At 63.2% G+C, this 17120-nt stretch carries 17 protein-coding genes and 1 pseudogene; all 18 read right to left on the reverse strand.

The genetic code is table 11. The annotated features are described in order from the left end of the window. Positions 1-220: 220 nt before the first annotated feature. The 18 genes and pseudogenes from RR42_RS10170 to RR42_RS10250 all read right to left on the reverse strand — a co-directional run bounded on the left by RR42_RS10170 (position 221) and on the right by RR42_RS10250 (position 17111). Positions 221-436: a hypothetical protein gene (locus RR42_RS10170; RefSeq protein ID WP_043346252.1), complete on the reverse strand. Its 216-nt coding sequence runs from the start codon at positions 434-436 to the stop codon at positions 221-223. Positions 437-477: 41 nt separating this feature from the next. Then, positions 478-741, reverse strand: a complete 264-nt coding sequence (locus RR42_RS10175) for a hypothetical protein (protein WP_043346254.1) — start codon at positions 739-741, stop codon at positions 478-480. A 60-nt stretch (positions 742-801) separates the two neighbouring features. Beyond that, positions 802-2070 (reverse strand): hypothetical protein, encoded by a 1269-nt coding sequence (locus tag RR42_RS10180; RefSeq protein ID WP_043346256.1) that lies wholly within the window; start codon positions 2068-2070, stop codon positions 802-804. 82 nt (positions 2071-2152) lie between these two features. After that, a complete protein-coding gene (locus tag RR42_RS10185) occupies positions 2153-3514 on the reverse strand; it encodes a hypothetical protein (protein ID WP_236702016.1) in 1362 nt (453 codons plus the stop codon). Between the two features lie 239 nt (positions 3515-3753). Further along, the gene (locus RR42_RS10190; RefSeq protein ID WP_043346259.1) at positions 3754-4398 is read right to left on the reverse strand and encodes a response regulator; all 645 of its coding nucleotides are present in this window, start codon (positions 4396-4398) and stop codon (positions 3754-3756) included. 2 nt (positions 4399-4400) lie between these two features. Further along, the gene (locus RR42_RS10195; RefSeq protein ID WP_082054865.1) at positions 4401-5243 is read right to left on the reverse strand and encodes a sensor histidine kinase; all 843 of its coding nucleotides are present in this window, start codon (positions 5241-5243) and stop codon (positions 4401-4403) included. Positions 5244-5452: 209 nt separating this feature from the next. After that, on the reverse strand, positions 5453-5677 hold the full coding sequence (locus tag RR42_RS10200) for a helix-turn-helix domain-containing protein (RefSeq protein WP_173430662.1): 225 nt from the start codon (positions 5675-5677) through the stop codon (positions 5453-5455). Next, the gene (locus RR42_RS41700; protein ID WP_082054866.1) at positions 5625-5975 is read right to left on the reverse strand and encodes a helix-turn-helix domain-containing protein; all 351 of its coding nucleotides are present in this window, start codon (positions 5973-5975) and stop codon (positions 5625-5627) included. The genes RR42_RS10200 and RR42_RS41700 overlap by 53 nt, the downstream gene beginning before the upstream one ends. Before the next feature lie 159 nt (positions 5976-6134). Next, positions 6135-6524 (reverse strand): annotated as a pseudogene (locus tag RR42_RS38480) (cupin domain-containing protein); the annotation flags it as partial. Positions 6525-6544: 20 nt separating this feature from the next. Continuing rightward, entirely contained in the window at positions 6545-7528 is a 984-nt protein-coding gene (locus RR42_RS10210) for an MDR family oxidoreductase (RefSeq protein ID WP_043346264.1), read from the reverse strand. 474 nt (positions 7529-8002) lie between these two features. Continuing rightward, entirely contained in the window at positions 8003-9112 is a 1110-nt protein-coding gene (locus RR42_RS10215) for an alkene reductase (RefSeq protein WP_043346267.1), read from the reverse strand. A gap of 170 nt (positions 9113-9282) precedes the next feature. Next, positions 9283-9765 (reverse strand): putative quinol monooxygenase, encoded by a 483-nt coding sequence (locus tag RR42_RS38115; protein WP_043346270.1) that lies wholly within the window; start codon positions 9763-9765, stop codon positions 9283-9285. A gap of 18 nt (positions 9766-9783) precedes the next feature. Then, complete coding sequence (locus RR42_RS10225) at positions 9784-10764, reverse strand: NAD(P)H-dependent flavin oxidoreductase (RefSeq protein WP_043346271.1); 981 nt, start codon at positions 10762-10764, stop codon at positions 9784-9786. A 36-nt stretch (positions 10765-10800) separates the two neighbouring features. Further along, entirely contained in the window at positions 10801-12612 is a 1812-nt protein-coding gene (locus RR42_RS10230; protein WP_043346274.1) for an acyl-CoA dehydrogenase C-terminal domain-containing protein, read from the reverse strand. A gap of 165 nt (positions 12613-12777) precedes the next feature. Then, the gene (locus tag RR42_RS10235; RefSeq protein WP_043351835.1) at positions 12778-14673 is read right to left on the reverse strand and encodes an acyl-CoA synthetase; all 1896 of its coding nucleotides are present in this window, start codon (positions 14671-14673) and stop codon (positions 12778-12780) included. Between the two features lie 20 nt (positions 14674-14693). Next, on the reverse strand, positions 14694-15698 hold the full coding sequence (locus tag RR42_RS10240; protein ID WP_052494576.1) for a Bug family tripartite tricarboxylate transporter substrate binding protein: 1005 nt from the start codon (positions 15696-15698) through the stop codon (positions 14694-14696). Between the two features lie 126 nt (positions 15699-15824). Then, positions 15825-16283 (reverse strand): MaoC family dehydratase, encoded by a 459-nt coding sequence (locus tag RR42_RS10245; protein ID WP_043346276.1) that lies wholly within the window; start codon positions 16281-16283, stop codon positions 15825-15827. A 39-nt stretch (positions 16284-16322) separates the two neighbouring features. After that, positions 16323-17111: a crotonase/enoyl-CoA hydratase family protein gene (locus tag RR42_RS10250; protein WP_043346277.1), complete on the reverse strand. Its 789-nt coding sequence runs from the start codon at positions 17109-17111 to the stop codon at positions 16323-16325. Positions 17112-17120: the final 9 nt, after the last annotated feature.

Genomic DNA, 17120 nt, shown 5'->3' on the forward strand with positions numbered 1-17120 from the left:
CGACCCGCGCGGCACTCACCCACTTAGCTCGTCACCACACCCCTATCGCGACAGAGCCTGCCAGCTCCCCATGTACAGATTGAATTAGGCGTGGCTGCTTAACGGCGGGGATCCGGATCCTTTTAGGGCCGGCGGCAGGTTTTCATGGCGCGGCGACAAAGCTGATGCCGTCGCCTGAGTCCGATCGGCGGGGGTACCGGCCCCCGCCCTGGTTAGCGCACTAGCCAAAACTGACCGCGTTCACCGCGCAGGACGACAGGTTGGACTCGTAGCTGCCGGGGCGTACACCCCATTGCCCTCCCCGCTGGGCCTGGAGCCAGAGCTCGATCGTTGTGATGAGAGTGGCATCGTGGACATGCTTGTCCTGCCGCCAGCAGACCTTGACCTCTGTTCCGGTGGTGGCTTCGGTGAATTTTTCCTGGCAATACTTGGCCATGGCTGACTCCTTGAAGGATGCAACTCGTGGAATGGCAGACCTCACATCACAGTGAAATAGTCGCGCCAGGCCGCCTGCAGCGCGATGCGGGTATGTTCCGGCACTGTGGCGTTGTTGAAAGTGGGCGGCCGATTATTGCCGAAGTAATAGGCGGTGCGATCGTTCGTCGCCATATGGTCGCGCGTGGCATCGTCGACGCAACGACTCATGTGGATATCCGGAAAGGCCGGATTCTCGTAGTACACCCAGACGCCAATGCCGTTCGTGGGGTCGCGATACGTGCTGACTTTCCAGTCGTTCATCATGGTTGCTCTCCTTGAAACGCTACTGCAATGGATGCGCTGGCGGGCGTGTCCCCGCTAGCGCTACGAAATCGGCTTGCTGATCACGCCCAGCAGGACCGGGACATCCGAGCCGCTGGCATCGAACGAGACTTCGGTGTCGTTGCAACCCCGGCATGCCATGACGCCCGGCGCATCCTGGCTCACGCCCTGTACGGCAAACGGACCGACCCGCGTCAGCGCGGTGGCGAGCGCCTGAGCCTGCTGAGGGCTGCCGGCGCGCAGTGTAACGCGCGGCTGGTAGCCGATGACTGCACCCGTTGGCAGCAAGGCAAGCGCACCGGCAGCGCTAAAGAAATCGGGCGCGCCGGCAGGCAACGCGGCCTGGCCGCCACCCAGCAGGCCGGCGTCGAACCAGTTGCCCGGGGACAGCGCGAAGACGCCGAATCCACCCAGCGACAACGTCAACCCATTGACCTCGTCGAGCAGGCCACCCGCCGCGCCGTCGACCGTCGTCGATAGCGAAGCGGCGTTGAGGGCGCCAGCCGCTACCGTGTCTCCGGACGCGTGCAGGTCCAGGAAAGAAGGCCAGTTCCCTGCATCCGTCGGATCCGGCGGCCCTGCGCCCTGCGAGGCAGCGGGCGCGGCCTCGGCTAGCGCAGCCAGCCCTTGCGGCGGCACGGACACGGACCAGGCCGTGGCGCCGCTGGCCGGCGACGCGCGCCATGTGGCCAGTCCCGTCAGCCAGCCGTCGATCGCGTATTGCGGGCAGCGGAATACGGTTCCCGTCGCATAGAGGCTGGCGGCCATGTTCAGGTCCGACGCCTCCTGTTGCGCTGCCTGCAGGCAGCGATTCAAGGCCGTCGTGAGCGCCAGCATGCGTCCGCCCAGCCGGACTAGCAGCGCCTGATGCGCGTCCAGCGCTGCCGCGGACACGCCACCCGCCATCGCATCGTTTGCGGCATTGGCCGCGAAGTTGACGCCCGTCGGCGTGGCAGGTCCGGGCCGCCATGCCAGCACGGCGTGCCGGTAGCGCGCTAGGTCGGATTGCAGGCCGCTCGACCGGGCAGCCGCCTGCAACAAGCCGGGCTGCGCCGCGGCGCTTTCCACCAGGTAGCTCAGGCACAGCCAATATGCGGCAAACAAGCCACTGCGTGGTGCGTAGGCACCGGCGGCAGCGGGAATACTGTCGCCAAGCTGGTAGGTGCACCAATTGCACACCTGCGCATCCGCGCTGCCCAGGCCGCTGAAGGTGGCAACCCCGGCGACGGAGAACACGTCGCTGCCAGTCACGCCCACATGGCTGGCAATCGCCGCGGCATACAAGCGCCAGAGCGCGCGGTCGGATAGCACGGCGAGACCTCCCGGCAGGATGGACAGGAACGCGGTGCAGCCCCTCGCACGAGCGCGCGAGGGACTGCCACTGCGAGTGGCATCAGGTGCCGAGCTTCTGGCTTACGACCCCAAGCAGGATCGGCAGGGTGCTGCTGACCGGGCCGATGGTGACTGTGGCCGATGCGTCGTCCCACTTGATGTCCTGCTTTGTGCCGTAGGTCGACACCGTGGCCGAGCCGAGGCGGAACGGCCCGATGCCAATCGATGCGGTCGCCTGTGCCTGCCAGCTGTTCTTGACGTTGCTGTAGTCGCTGGCCGCCATCTTCAGCGTCACCGTCGGCTGGAAGCCCACCACGATCTGCGTCGGCATCCGCGCCAGCGCTCCGCTGTCGCCGAAGAAAGCCGGCGCGCCGGGTTTGAGCCGCTGATGGTAGGTCGACACCAGCGCGCCGTTGTCCCACCACAGCCCAGGGCCGACCGGAAAGGTGCCGAAGCCGGTAAAGTCCACGGTCAGGCTGAAGTCCGTGCTGGCGGTATTGACGCTGGTCTTCTGGCCGCTGGCCGAACCGCTGCCGAAGAAGGAGAAGAAGTCGCCGAACAGGCTGGCGTCCACCGAGGTGCTCCAGCCAAACTCGTCGAAGTCATAGGTCTTCGAAGCGGAGGTCACCGAGATCGACGCGCCGGCGTTATTCTTACCGGCGACGCTGGCCTGCTGCCACTCGGCATACTTGGTGCTGAATGCTTGCAGGGCGTAGGACGGCGCAAAGGCCGAGATTAGGTTGTTCGCCGGCACCGGATTGGTGCCGCCGATTACCACCGGCTGGCTGCCCGCGGGCGCGACGCTGCCTATCTTGACTGGCATGTTGTACGGGTTCTGCAGCGACATGCTCTGCGCGCCGTTGATGCCCACCTTTGCGCGGGCCTGCTGCACGACGCTATAGCCGGCCCCATAGGCCTGGATCATGATTTCGTCATAGGCGCTGGCAGCGCCGATCAGCGCATTGTTGGCGCTCAGGTATGACGGATAGCTCTGCTGCACCCAGGTCTGGAACGCAGGCGGCGTGGGATTGACGTTCTTGTAGGCACCGTAAGCCGTGTAGGCCGCCACCTGGACGTTGTTGAATGTCGTCTGGGCGGTATTGAGCGCGGCTGCGGCCTGGTTGACCTGGCTGGCGAGGTTTGGGTTGACCATGGCGCCAAGGTCCACCCAGTCGAGGAAGGTCGCGTACGTCGCCAGCAGCCCGCCCGCTGGTGCGTATGCCGGGCTGTTGGCAGGCACGACATCGCCAATGCCATACACGTAGGCATTGATAATGCCAGGGTCGGCGTTGCCGAGGTCCACGTTCAGGGTGGTAGAGCCAGCGCTGAACTGCTGCTGGGCGGACATGCCATTGGGAAAGGCGGACGCCTGCAGGGCGCCCATCCACTGTTTCCACAGACCCACCGTATCGACGTTTGCCATTTTCCAGCTCCAGATCGTTTGTCGAGAAAGGACGGCGCCGGCATCAACCCCGTCGTCCGCCGACGCGCCGTGCCTTGCCGCCATCGCGCATGCACCGTTCGTCTGGAATGCATGGTCGCCCATCGCGGGCGCCGGCGAACCGTGTCGCTGGCTGATTTGCACCTTCAGGAAAACTGATTCGCTCGTCAGCAGCCCGGACCGGCGGAGGCACAGGCGCGGTTCGCGCGGGGGCGCAACGGCTAGAACAGGCCTTCGCGAATGGAGTAACGCGTCAACTGGGCAATGCCCTTGACCTGAAGCTTGGCCATGATGTGTTCCCGATGGGTACCTACCGTCTTGGCGCTGATGTGCAGCCGTTCGGCGATCTCCCGGGTGGAGTGACCCTCCACCAGCAACTGCAGGATCTGCCTCTCGCGCACGCTGAGTTGCGCGCTCGGCGCCGTCGCGCCGTGGTGCCGCGCCGAGCGCAGGCTGGCGACCATGGCGGTGGCTACTTCCGGACTGAGATATGAGCGTCCGCCCGCCACCGTGCGGATGGCCTTGCCGAGCTCGTCGTAGGCGCAATCCTTGAGCAGATAGCCGAGCGCGCCGGCATCCAGCGCGGCGGCGATCATGCGCTGCTCGGCATGCGCCGAGAGGCACAGGACGCGCGCCGAGGGCACGGCAGGCACGATGCGGCAGAGCGCGTCGACGCCGTTGAGTACTGGCATGCCGAGATCGAGTGCGATCACGTCGGGGAGCAAAGCCTGAGCCATTCGGAAAGCTTCCATACCGTCGGCGGCTTGCCCGATGACGGTCATGTCGGCTTCCCGCTCAAGCAAAGCGGCGAGCCCCTCCCGGAAGAGCGTGTGATCATCCGCCAGCAAAACGCGCGTGGTCGGCATCTCTAACCTCGCAATATGGTGTCGCTCCCGTCGCGATGCGGCGAGCCGTCGGCGTCGGCGCCACCCCCCCGCCCGTGGCCTATGGGCATTACGATGCGCATGCGAGTGCCGATGCCCGGCGCGGAGCACACTTCGAGGCGCGCGCCCAGCGCGCGAAGCTGCGCCGTGCTGCTGGGCAGGCCAAAGCCGCCAGCAGCAGCGCCCTCGCTGGAGACGGCGCCGGCATCGAAGCCACGGCCGTTGTCCTCCACGCTGACCGTCACGTGACCGCGCCCACAGGCCGTACGCACCCACACCTGGGCCGCACCGCTGTGCTTCCGGACGTTGGCAAGCAGTTCGTTCACCACACGCAGCAACACTGCGGTGGCGGCTTGCTCAAGCAGCACCTGCGGGCCGCGCAGATCCAGCAGCAGGCGGGGTGCGCCGCTCGATCCGGCCCGTGCACGATGCGCCAAGCTACGCAGCGCGTCGTCGAGCGGCCCCTGCGCCAGCAGGCCAAGCCCGAGGTCGAACGTCGCCGAGCGGATGTTGCCGGCAACGTCCGCCACCAGCTCACGCGTCTCGTCGATCAGCGCCCGCGCCTGCGGCGGGCACGCCAGCCTCTCGAACTGGCCCAGCCGCAATAGCGCCAGGGCAAGCACCTGGCCCACCTCGTCGTGCAGGCGGCAGGCGATGCGCTGCCGCTCGCATTCCCGGGCCAGAAGGCTGGCGTCGAGGATGGCTTGCTGTTGCTCGCGGCGCCGCCGCCCGCGCGTTGGACGATTGGCTTGGTACGCGGGCCTGCGCTCTGGGACAAGCCCGTACGCGCCCCAGAGCACCGACCCGGAATTTTTATTTTGCTCCATGCCTGCCCCTAATAAAAACCAACTAACGCCCGTGCACGCGAAAATCTCTTTTAAATATTTTTCAATTGACTTACAGTTCGCTGAGTGCCGCGCCAGCTCTAGCTTTCCAGCCTACAAAGCAAAGCCTGCGCAGCATCATCCCGCCGCGCGCACGCACCTTGCAATACTGCCAATGCCGTATCTCCGTTAGCACGGATTCAAGCATTCGCTCAAGGCGCCAGCAGGCCATGACGTAGGCAATAGATCGCCACGCCGGCCGCATTGCCAACCCCGAGTTTCCGGCACAGGTTCTCCCGATGCTTGCGTACGGTCAGGTTGCTCAGGCCGAGCTCTCTGGCGATCTGCTTGCTAGTGTGCCCCGCGGCTACGCGTTGTGCGATGTCACACTCGCGCTGCGTCAGCACAAGCGGTGGCACGCGATCCGGATGCGCCATCTCTGCCGCTCCGATGGGCCGCGCGAGATCGACGAAAGCCGTGCGCCACCGCGTAGGCGGCAAGCTGCGCCGCATTGCGCAGGCCCGTCTTGCCGAGCAAGTTGCTGCGATGCTTGCGGGCGGTCAGCACGCTGATCTGTAATTCGGTGGCAACGGCGCGGCAACTCATGCCGGATGCGACCAGGGCCAGGACTTCTCGTTCGCGGTGCGTCAGCGTGGCTGAGGAAATGTGTTGTGCCTGCATATGGCGCCAGAGGGGGGGGAATAAAGCCGCCAATTCTGGCAGAAAGTGGCCCATTGGGTGGCACGATGAAGATCGCTATCGTTGCGCGCACGCCCCAGCCGGAAAGACCATCGCCGGCCATGGCCCGGGCGGCGTGGACTACGGTGGACTAAGGGTGGGAGCGAACTCCAGTGCAAAGCGTGGCCACCGGTGCTCGCTGATCCGCGTCGCCCGTCAATCCTTGCCCTGCCCGGCAGCGGCTTTCCCCTGAGCCCCCCCCCCGACGCCCCGTTTTAGCGCAGCCTCCATGCCCTTGGCCTGGACTGACTTCATGAAGTTGCTTTCGCTAGTCATCACGCCGACGATCCGGGCGAACTGGCGGCTGACGCTGTTTTAGGCGTGCCCCAGGCGGGCATCGAAGTACAGTGAGTCGCCGCGCGGCAGATGTACCCTCTCATCGTTGTCGAAATGCACCTTGATCTCGCTGGAGAGTACGTACGCGAATTCCTCGCTGGGATGGCGCGCGAAATCCTCGGGACCTGCAATGCGGCGTGCATGCACTGTGCTGACCACTGGAATCCTCTGCTTTCCCACCGGCTCGGTGCCGAGGAACTCATAGGCCATTTATGCCCAACCCCCATAGATTACTTATTCACGTTCACCACCACTCGCCCGAGCACTTTTCCTTCCAGTAGTTCCTTGGCGACAGGTATCGCTTGCTCAAGGCTGATCTCTTTCACTGCAGTAAGCAACTCGCTCCCGCCCAGTGTTGCAGAAAGTTGCCGCCAAACTTCGATCCGCGCCGATAGCGGACAATGGACACTGTCAACGCCGGCCAGGGTGACGCCGCGCAAGATGTACGGTGCTACAGTCGACGGAAAGTCCATGCCTTGCGCCAAGCCACACGCCGCTACGGTGCCGCCATACTTAGTGCTCGCACAGACGTTGGCGAGCGTGTGACTTCCCAACGAATCTACAGCGCCTGCCCAGCGCTCGCCATGAAGTGGCTTACCCGGTTCGCTTAGCGTCTTGCGGTCGATGATCTCCGACGCGCCCAGAGCGCGAAGTCGATCGGCCTCCGTGGGACGTCCAGTGGACGCAGCAACCGTGTAGCCGCGCTTGGCAAGTAGAAACGTGGCAAAACTACCCACCCCGCCGTTGGCACCGGTCACGAGGATCTCACCCGAATCCGGCGTCACACCATTTCGCTCCAGGGCCAGCACGCACAGCATTGCGGTGAAGCCGCCCGTGCCGACAGCCATTGCGTCACGAGTGCTCAGTCCCTCCGGCAGTCGTACCAGAAAGTTGCCATTTACGGCGGCCTTCTGCGACAAACCACCCCAATATGACTCGCCCACACCCCAGCCGGTCAGAACAACCTTGCTGCCAACGGGGTAGCGCGGGTCCGCACTCTGCTCTACCGTTCCCGCGAAGTCGATACCCGGCACCATCGGCCACGTCCTTACCACAGGTCTAAGTCCGGTAATGGCCATCCCGTCCTTGTAGTTCAGCGTCGAGTAATCAATCGCCACCGTGACATCACCCGCAGGGAGTCTATCCGCGGTGAGCGTCTGCACCGATGCCTCGGTCTTTCCTTCTTTCTGATTGAGTAGAATTGCGCGAAACATGGTTCTCTCCGTTAAGGTCAATCAACCGCCTGAGCAAGAAAAACTATTTGATGTGGCTCCAACGAGCCGCCTCAGCACACCAAGAAAGCAAGCGTCTGATTCACAAGGATGTTGTGACAATGGAAGATTCCACCGTGACCCGAATCCGGATAGATGCGCAAGGTCGAATTAGGTGCCAGTCGGTGTAATGCAAAAGACCGCTCCGTGGGGACTATTACGTCATCATCCCCATTTGCGATGACGGTCGGCCGATCAATCTCTTTCAGACGCGAGGGGTCCTCATTTCCCCAGGCCTTGATCGCCTCAAGTCAGCGTGTTTACGGGCCATGCAGTGCGGTGATGCACGGACTTCCGCCTGTGCTGCCCGAACTACTACAAGGCTGGTGCTGTGCGCCCTCTGATGCAAATGGAAAGGGTGGCGCGGCCGATGCCCGCGCCACCTGGAGCAGCATGACATCAAGACAAGCGCCCGTGTCAGGACACCACCGGATAATCGACGTAGCCGTGAGCGCCATCTCCGCCGTAGAGCGGAGCGTCTTCGAACGGCCGGTTTAGTGGCTTGTTCTCGCGGAAGCGGCGCGGCAAGTCGGGGTTGGTAATCACCTTACGGCCAAACGAGACCATGTCGGCGCGGCCGTTGCGGATGGCGTCCTCTGCCATTTCCTTGGTGTAGCCGTTGTTGACCATCCACACGCCGGTATACAGCCGGCGCAGCGCCTCATAGTCGAAGGGAACGTTGTCGCGCGCGCCGCCCGTGTAGCCTTCGACGACATGGATATACACCGGGTGAAGTTTCTCCAGTTCGCTTACGACATGCTCGAACAATGGCTGCGGGTTGCTCTCGACTGCGTCGTTGACCGGCGACACCGGTGCCAGGCGCACGCCCACTCGGTCCGCACCGATTTCCGCGATCACTGCTTCCATGACATCGAGCAGGAAGCGGGCACGGTTCTCGATGCTGCCGCCATACGCGTCGATGCGCTTGTTGGTGCCGTCGCGCAGGAAGGAGTCCAGCAGGTAGCCGTGCGCGCCGTGGATTTCTACACCATCGAAGCCGGCCCGGATGGCGTTTGCGGCGGCGCTGCGGAAGTCATCGACGATGCCGGCGATTTCAGCGGTCTCGAGCGCGCGCGCGGGCGAGCAATCAACGTATCCTTGGCCGTTGATGTAGGTCTTGGCATTGGCGGCAAAGGCCGACGGTGCTACGGGTGCTTGGTTGCCCGGCTGGAAGTGTGTGTGTGAGATGCGGCCCGTGTGCCAGATTTGCAGAAAAATCTTGCTCCCCTTCGCGTGCACCGCGTCAGTCACCTTCTTCCAGCCAGCAATTTGGTCGGGGGTGTAGATGCCGGGCGTATTCGTGTAGCCCTGGGCGGTCGTGGATACCTGCGTGGCTTCAGCGATGATCAGGCCCAAACTGGCCCGCTGGCTGTAGTACTCGACCGCCATGTCGGTCGGTACGAGGTTGCCATCGGCCCGACTGCGCGTCAGCGGTGCCATGGCCATGCGATTGGCAAGCTCGATTCTGCCCAGCTTGATCGGCTGGAACAACGCATCGGTGAGCAAGACCTCAGACTGCGCACTCATGGCTAGATTACTCCGTGGTTGGTGGTTGGTTGTTGGCAGGCGGCCGCGCTGGCCGCCCGCAGATGGTCAAACAAATGCAGTGTCGAGGTCATCAAACTCCCCTGCCGGAACCTCGCTCCTTGACGCACAGCACGTCGAAGAAGACCACTGGGTACATCCGTGTTGGCGGTTCAGACGTGCGCAGTCCGATCGGGTGGTGACACGCCGTCGTTGATGCATTGGCGAATCGCCTCCAGGATGCCCAAGTCCAGTTCGCTCGCATCCTCGACCCCGAAATGGCGGAGCCACTGTGCCACCAGTCTGACGCGCTCTGCATCGAGGCACCCGTCCGCCGCGGATTCTGGATTGTCGGATGCCATACCTACAGCAACCTCCGCTGCGGATAGCCGGTAGGCGGTCGGCGCACCATCCATGAGCGCCCCCATCTGGCGACCAATTCGACGATAGTGGTCGGACTTGACGTGGGCTTGGGCCGCAGCATCGTCGGTATAACGCTCAATGAACACGTATTCACGAGCTTCGTCGGAACGCCACAGGTCGTAAGACAGGCAACCCGCTTCGCGACGCGACTCCGCGACCAGTCCGGCGGCTAGCGCTTCAAAGTTAGCCTCTTGGCCTTGTTTGACTTTAATCTTGGCAACGATTGCACGCATTTTCTTGTCTCCCGATAGTCAGCGGCGCCCCAGCATTCCATGAAGTCGCTCTGCGACAATCTCTTCCGCCTGGCGCATGATTCTGCCGATCAGTTCTCCGACGTTGGGAATGTCATGAATGAGGCCCGCAACCATGCCGCACGACCAGGCGCCCACGTCGAGTTCGCCGTCTTTCATGACGCGCGGATAAATGCCGGCGACTTCTTCCGCGATATCCGAGAAGGTTATGTCTGACCCGAGTCGCCTTTCCTTCTCCAATAGACGTTCGACCCCGGCATTGTTTAGCACGCGTTCAGTATTTCGGAGTGGGCGCATCACGAGCCGCGTATCCAGTTCCGTCGCGGCGACGATTGCCTCCTTCACCTTTTGGTGCACCGGCGCTTCCTGCGTTGCAACAAAGCGCGTCCCCATGTTGATGCCGGACGCCCCCATCGCGAGCGCGGCCACCAGCGAGCGACCGTCTGCCATGCCGCCCGACGCAACGAACGGCACCCGTAGTTCGTCCGCGGAGCGGGGCAGCAGGATGAAATTGGGAACGTCGTCCTCTCCCGGATGCCCTCCACATTCGAAGCCGTCCACACTGACCGCGTCACAACCGATGCTCTCCGCCTTTAGCGCATGCCGCACCGATGTGCACTTGTGAATCACCTTGATTCCGGCTTCATGGAGCACGGGTAGCCACTTCACCGGATTGTTGCCGGCAGTCTCGACGATTTTCACGCCACCGTCGACAATCGCCTTCAAGTAACCGGGATAGTCAGGCGGTACACGGGCAGGAAGGAAGGTGAGGTTGACGCCAAACGGCTTGTCGGTCATTTCCCGGCAACGCCGGATTTCACGGGCCAAGGCATCCGGACTCGGCTGGGTCAGCGCCGTGATGATGCCCAGGCCGCCCGCGTTTGACACTGCTGCAGCCAACTCCGCGAATCCGACGTAGTGCATGCCACCCTGAATGATGGGATGTTCGATGCCGAACAATTCGGTAATCTTCGTCTTCATCGACGAGCCTCCTTTGAATAGAGAAATATTAATGCGTCAGAACTGGTCGGCAGGCAGCGCCATCAGGCAGGCGGCGCCCGTTTCCACGCGCTCCCGCAACGCGAAGACCAGCGGCAGCTCGCGCGCGAACCAGTAGCGGGCAAGCTCCAGCTTGCGTTCGAGGAACTGTTTGTTGTCGGCGTGAGGCAGAAGAGGAAGCGCGACGTTAGACATCCGCAGCCACATCCATGCACAGGCCACGATGCCCATCATGGCCAGGAAATCGCTGGACGATGCGCCAGCGTCGTACGGGTCCCGCGCGGGATCGGCAAACCAATTGGCGCTCGCGCGGATTTCCTGCACGGCTTTGCGCAGTGCCTCGGCGTACGCGCGGAGTGGCTCCTGCTGTTCCGCCTCCGATGCGGTAGCGTCCACCAGGTCGAGGAAGTCGGCCAGCGCCCTCCCGCCTGCGGCCGGAAGCTTGCGCAGCACGAGGTCCAGCGCCTGCACGCCGTTCGCGCCTTCATAAAGCTGGAAGATGCGGCAGTCGCGCACGAGTTGTTCGACGCCGTTGTCGCGGATATAGCCATGGCCGCCCATCAGTTGCATGGCGTCATTGGCCGACTCGAAGGAGCGGTCACTGAAAAATGCCTTGATGACCGGCGTCAACAGACTGCCGATTGCGCTCCGGTTTGCACGTATTGCTTCATCCGGTTCGTCGAGCAGCGTCCGGACGTGCAGGGCCAAAGCCCGGGCAGCTTCGAGGAAGGATGCCTGCTTGAGCAACAGCCGACGCACGTCGGGGTGGACCACGATGGGATCGGCGGCGCCACCGGTGCGGTCTTCCGCCTTCGCCGCGCGGCCAGCTAGTCGCTCGCGGGCGTAGTCAGCCGCATGACCATAGGCCCGTGTCGCCGACGACACCGCCTGGAGCCCCGTACCGAGGCGGGCCGAGTTCATCATGTCAAACATGCCGCTCATGCCTGCGGACGTCTTGCGCTGCGTGCCGCCAGACTGACTCGACTCACGCAGCGGATAGGCCAGAGCGTGCTCGAACGACATCGTGCAGGTGGCACTGCCCTTCAGACCCATTTTGTGCTCGACACCGGCCACAACGACGCCATTTGGGCCGCCCAGCGCACCGGTTTCAGAATCCACCACACGCTTCGATACCAGGAACAGCCGGACCGTCGACAAGTCCTCGCGGATGCGGCCGTCCTCGTCCGGGACCTTGGCCAGCACGAGATGGATAATGTTCTCGGTGAGGTCATGGTCCCCGCCGCTGATGAAGGTCTTCGTGCCGTTCAGCCGCCAGCTACCGTCCGGCTGCGGCACAGCGCGCGTCTTCATGAGGCGCAGGTCGGTACCGCAATGCGGCTCGGTGAGGCACATCGTACCGGCCCAGCGCCCCTCCACCATTGGCGCAACGATGTACTGCAGCATCCACGGCTCGCCGTTGCGGCTGACTGTCGCGTGCGCCCCGCCCGTCAGCCCCGCGTAGAGTCCCAGCGAATTGCAGGCCGATGCAGTGAACTCGTGCACCGCCTGTCCAATCAATTCAGGCAAGCCGGTTCCGCCGAATTCCTCTGGAGCGGACACCCGGTTCCAGCCCGCTTCGCAAAGCGCGGCGTATCCGGCCCGATACCCATCAGGCGTCCTTACTACGCCGTCTTCGAAATGGCAACCTTCTTCGTCTGCTGGCCCGTCCAGCGGTGCCCAGACCTCTTCGAAGAAACGTGCCGCCTGCTCCAGCACCTGACGCGTATCGTCCCGTGTCATCTCGCCAAGCGCGTGCGGCGCGACGGGCGCGATGACGTCGTGCAGCAGAAAGACATAGTCGTCGACGGGAGCCTTGTATTTTGTAGACACAGCGATTCCTCCATGGTTGATGCGATGAATGGTGACAGGTCAGGCGTTGCCGTGGCGGTCACCAATTTCCCAGACAAGCTTCGCCCAGGCGGCGTTGGTTTTCCGGTCCAGCCCGTCTGTCTGTGCCGAACTCAGGGCTTGCGGCGGCGGGGCTCAGGCTCACGGTTAAACTTCCTCGGCGTGTCGAATGGCATAGGGGACGGTGAAGCTGCGTAGCACTTCGGTCAACGCAGCGTCGTCCGCGTCGCCTCCCCGCACACGAATCTCGACGAAGAAACCTCGGCTGCCCCGGTCACTCACCTGCACCAAGGTATGTGTGCTCCGGCCGATGCTGTCGAGCGCGGCGCGAAACATCCGCTCAATGGCATCGACGCGCAGCAGGTTCTTCTGAATCTTGCCCACCGAGGTCTTCGGCATTTCCGGCAGCACGGAGCAGTACTTCGGTATCGCAGCACGCTCGGGCACGTGGGCCGTAGCGTATTGCAGAATGCTCTCTGCAGATGCCGTCGCTCCCGGCTTCAGCACCACGTAGGCGACCGGTATCTCGCCGGCATGGGCATCAGGAGCGCCGACCACTGCGGCATCCTGGATGGCGGGATGGCCGAACAGCACCTCTTCCACCATCCTCGGGTCGATGTTGTGGCCGCCTCGGATAATCAGATCCTTGGCGCGGCCCGTTATCCACAGCCAGCCGTCCGCGTCGAGGTATCCAAGGTCGCCGGTGTCGAACCAGTCGCCGTCGAACCAACGCGCTGCCTGCTCCTGCCCCAGATAGCCCGGAAAGACCAAAGGGCCACGCACGATGACCAGACCGGGCTCGCCCGGCTCGCAGTCCCGGGCGATCTTTCCTTCCCCATCCGGCTGCACGATGCGCACCTGCTGGTACGGCATGCGCACACCGGAACTGCCGACCTTGACCCGCTCAGCCGGCGGCGTGATGCATGTGACCGCCGTGGTCTCGGTCATGCCCCAGCTTTCGCGGATACGCAAGCCAGTCATGTGATGAAATGCCTCGGCGACGGTGGTCGACAGCGGAGCAGTCGACGAGGCGACGTAGGTCAGCGACGAAATGTCCGCGCCATTGAGGGGAATCGACAGCACTTGATTAACCAGCGTCGGCACAAACGTCAGCATGTTCCCGCGAAATGCCTCGACGATGCGCCAGATATTGGGCAGCACGGACGGATGGCGGAATCCGGACGACGTCATAAGGACGACCGTCGAACCTTTCGCCAACGGGCTGTAGCAACTGACCACCGCGCCGGCCACGTGGAAGACCGGAACGCCGACCAGCAGCACGTCAGTCGAATCGAACCCGGTCAAGTACTTCGATGCCCACACCCAGAACACCTGGTTGCGGTGCAGGTGACGCGCCAGCTTCGGGACACCGGTCGTGCCACCGGTGTGAAAAAGAGACGCGGTGTCGTCGGGCGAGAAAACCCGCCCTGAGAGAAGGCGGTCCGCCGGATAGCGCTCCACGGCTTCAGCGAAGTCAATCACCGGCACACCCGCCACCGACGTCGGTCCCGAACCGCCCACGCGAACCACCGCAGCCAGCGAGGGCAGACCGCGCGCGACCGCTTCGGCCTTGGCCCAAATCTCCGTGTTCCCCTCACCGCCGAAAGCAACCACTACCTTCGTGCCGGCGGACCGGAACATTTCGATGAGGTTGTCCGGCTCCAACATCCAGTTGGCCGGATTCACGATGCCCGCCGCCTGAGCGCCCCACAGGACGAATTGTGACTCTGGAATCGCGGGCATCAGCACCGAGACGACGTCGTCCTTGCCGACACCCAAGTCACCGAACAGGTTGGCTGTCTGGTGAATCTTCTCGCGCAACTCGGCGTACGTGACATGTCGGGCGGTCTCCAATGGCCGTGCGCCGTCCGTAAAGAAGTGAATGGCGACCTTGGACGGTGCGATAGCACAGCCGTCCATCAGCATCTCGTAGGTGGACGCCGGCAGCTTGCGGTCCGCAAGCGGGACGCGTTCGAAGCGCGTCACGTCCGCTTGGCTCAGCAGGACTTCGGACGTCCAGTACTTAGGCATTGAGGTGGTCATGGGTTGCTCGTTTGCCGCGTTCATTCGCGTTCGAGTTTGATATCGCTTGCCAGTCGCGCGAAGCGGCTGGACTCCTGGCCGAAGTAGCTGGCGGACTGTTCAAGGTCCATGACTGCACCGACCGAATTGCCTTGCTCCGCCACCCAATCGCGAAAGGTCGGCTCGTCAATGATATGGTTTGCCGCCTTGCTGACAGCCTCCGCGGTTGCCTTCGGAAGCTTTGATGACACGAAGAGCCCCGTCCACATCGCATAGTGGAAGCCGCGCAATGCCGGGATATCGTCAACCGACGGGACATTTGGCATTCCGGTATGCCGGTCCGCCGAGAGAACGCCCAGCACCTTGATCCTTCCCGCCTTTGCCGCCTGAATGTAGCTTGGGATCAGGGGCAGGAAAATGACGTCGATCTGGCCGGCCATCACGTCCTGCATCGCGGGGGCGCCCCCCTTGTAGGGCACGTGGGTAACAGGGATATTGAGGCGCCTGCCGAAGTCGATGCCCACCATGTGGAAGAGGGAGCCAGTTCCCGTACTGCCGAACGAAAGCGGCCGCGCGCCTGGTTGCTTCGCCTTGTCGACAAGCTCTTTCAGGCTATTAACCGGATAGTCCGGTCTTGCCATGACAGCTAGCACGCCCGTTTGCAATTGCGCCACCATGCGGAAGTCGTCCGGCTTGTAGCGCACGCTCTTCATCGCCAGCGGCGGCAGCGTCAATTCGTTCGGCGACGCCACCAGCATCGTCAGCATCTCTGCGTCGGCGTTGAGCAGCCGTTGGGCGCCAAGAGAACCCGAGGCTCCTCCGAAGTTCTCGACGACAACAGTTCGGCCCAGGCGAGTGCCAAGTTCGGACTGAATCCGCCGTGCGACCATGTCGAACGCGCTGCCGGCCGGATACGGAACAATCATTGAGGCTGTGGTGCGCGCAGGCGACTGAGCCAAAGCGCCAGTGCCTCCCCACATGCCGGCTATCAGCAAAGACGCAGCGGCGAGACCGGTGCGTCCGAGTCTCGGGATGAGTAAAGCCATTTTGTTGTCTCCAGTTTTTATAGTTCTACTACGAGCGGCATTCCCGCCGGGCGCAGGGCGCAGCCCCGCACGACTGACATAGTCGCGCGGCGCAACATGGTGTCGGTGGTCGGCGGGAGGACTCGCCTAGAAGTACAGCTTGGCCAGGGATTCGGCGATGCAGACGGGCTTGGCAGCGCCCTCCATCTCGAACGTGACCGTCCACATCACTTTCACTCCACCCCGCCCTTCGTCATCAACGTCGTGCAGAACGGCCCGCATTCGTACTTTCGCGCCAACCGGTACTGGCCCGGTGAAACGAACCCGGTTCAGGCCGTAATTGACGCCCGCCCGCATCCCCTCAAACCGGGTCACCTGGGCCATCAGCATTGGCAGCAGCGACAGCGTGAGAAAGCCATGTGCGACGGGACCACCAAAAGGGGACTCCCGCCGGGCACGCTCGGGGTCGACATGAATCCACTGATGGTCGCCGGTCGCCTGCGCAAACAGGTTCACTTCGTCTTGCGTGACCTGATGCCATGGACTAGGCCCGGCCTCCTTTCCCCTGAACGCCTTCAAGGCATCGATTGACGTAAAAGTCTGCATGTTGCTCCCCTGTCTGCGTGAATGATCGCCAGCGTCGCCTCAGCGCCCCTGAAACCTCGCCTCGCGACGCTCAACGAAGGACTGGATGCCCTCCTTGAAGTCTTCCGAGGCAAAAACCTGGTCGCGCACCTGGGGGATGACTTCGATGGCGGCTTTCTCGCCGTGCTCGATATAGGTCAGCGCTGCTGCCTTGGTCGCACGCAAGCCGATGGGCGCCACCTTGCAAATGAGACGGGCAATCTCCATCGCCCGTTCGCGGTGCCTGCCGTAGGGATGGACTTCCTGAACGAAACCGCAGCGGTACGCTTCGGCTGCCGAGAATTCGTCGCACAGGAACAGGTGGTACATCGCGTTGCCCCAACCCGTCCGCGTCAGATAGCGGAAGTGGGCGCCGCCGAGCGGGGCGATACCTCGCTTCGATTCAAGCTGGCAAAAGCGCGCGGTATCGGCCGCAATCACGATATCGGAAGCAAGCATCTGCTCGATGCCGATTGTGTAGGTAATTCCGTGGACCACCGAGATAAGCGGCTTGCGGCAGCGCTTCTCGAGACCGAACGGGTCGATCTGGTCGTCCGGGATCGGCTTGGCCGTGGCAGTCGGGCCGAAGAACTTCGGCATGTCCAGGCCGGCCGTGGTGTGCTCCCCGGCCGGATCCAGCACGGCCACCCACAGGTTGTCGTCGTTGTCGAACTCGGTCAGCCGCTGCGAAAGCTGCTGCATCAATTCCGGCGTGATGGCGTTCTTCTTGGCGGCGTTGTCCAGCGAGATGATTGCGATGTGGTCTTCGATCGTCATGCGGACTTCGGGCGTGGCTGCGGTGTTGCTCATGGTGTTCCT

Origin of the sequence: Cupriavidus basilensis, assembly GCF_000832305.1 — a bacterium.
GTDB classification, from domain to species: Bacteria; Pseudomonadota; Gammaproteobacteria; order Burkholderiales; family Burkholderiaceae; genus Cupriavidus; species Cupriavidus basilensis_F.

Coding starts and splice junctions, on each gene's coding strand:
- RR42_RS10215 (WP_043346267.1), bottom strand. CDS start 9,112: ATGAGTGCGCAGTCTGAGGTCTTGCTCACCGATGCGTTGTTCCAGCCG.
- RR42_RS10225 (WP_043346271.1), bottom strand. CDS start 10,764: ATGAAGACGAAGATTACCGAATTGTTCGGCATCGAACATCCCATCATT.
- RR42_RS10195 (WP_082054865.1), bottom strand. CDS start 5,243: ATGGAGCAAAATAAAAATTCCGGGTCGGTGCTCTGGGGCGCGTACGGG.
- RR42_RS10245 (WP_043346276.1), bottom strand. CDS start 16,283: ATGCAGACTTTTACGTCAATCGATGCCTTGAAGGCGTTCAGGGGAAAG.
- RR42_RS41700 (WP_082054866.1), bottom strand. CDS start 5,975: ATGGGCCACTTTCTGCCAGAATTGGCGGCTTTATTCCCCCCCCTCTGG.
- RR42_RS10240 (WP_052494576.1), bottom strand. CDS start 15,698: ATGGCTTTACTCATCCCGAGACTCGGACGCACCGGTCTCGCCGCTGCG.
- RR42_RS10175 (WP_043346254.1), bottom strand. CDS start 741: ATGATGAACGACTGGAAAGTCAGCACGTATCGCGACCCCACGAACGGC.
- RR42_RS10210 (WP_043346264.1), bottom strand. CDS start 7,528: ATGTTTCGCGCAATTCTACTCAATCAGAAAGAAGGAAAGACCGAGGCA.
- RR42_RS10190 (WP_043346259.1), bottom strand. CDS start 4,398: ATGCCGACCACGCGCGTTTTGCTGGCGGATGATCACACGCTCTTCCGG.
- RR42_RS10200 (WP_173430662.1), bottom strand. CDS start 5,677: ATGGCGCATCCGGATCGCGTGCCACCGCTTGTGCTGACGCAGCGCGAG.
- RR42_RS38115 (WP_043346270.1), bottom strand. CDS start 9,765: ATGCGTGCAATCGTTGCCAAGATTAAAGTCAAACAAGGCCAAGAGGCT.
- RR42_RS10250 (WP_043346277.1), bottom strand. CDS start 17,111: ATGAGCAACACCGCAGCCACGCCCGAAGTCCGCATGACGATCGAAGAC.
- RR42_RS10185 (WP_236702016.1), bottom strand. CDS start 3,514: ATGGCAAACGTCGATACGGTGGGTCTGTGGAAACAGTGGATGGGCGCC.
- RR42_RS10235 (WP_043351835.1), bottom strand. CDS start 14,673: ATGACCACCTCAATGCCTAAGTACTGGACGTCCGAAGTCCTGCTGAGC.
- RR42_RS10170 (WP_043346252.1), bottom strand. CDS start 436: ATGGCCAAGTATTGCCAGGAAAAATTCACCGAAGCCACCACCGGAACA.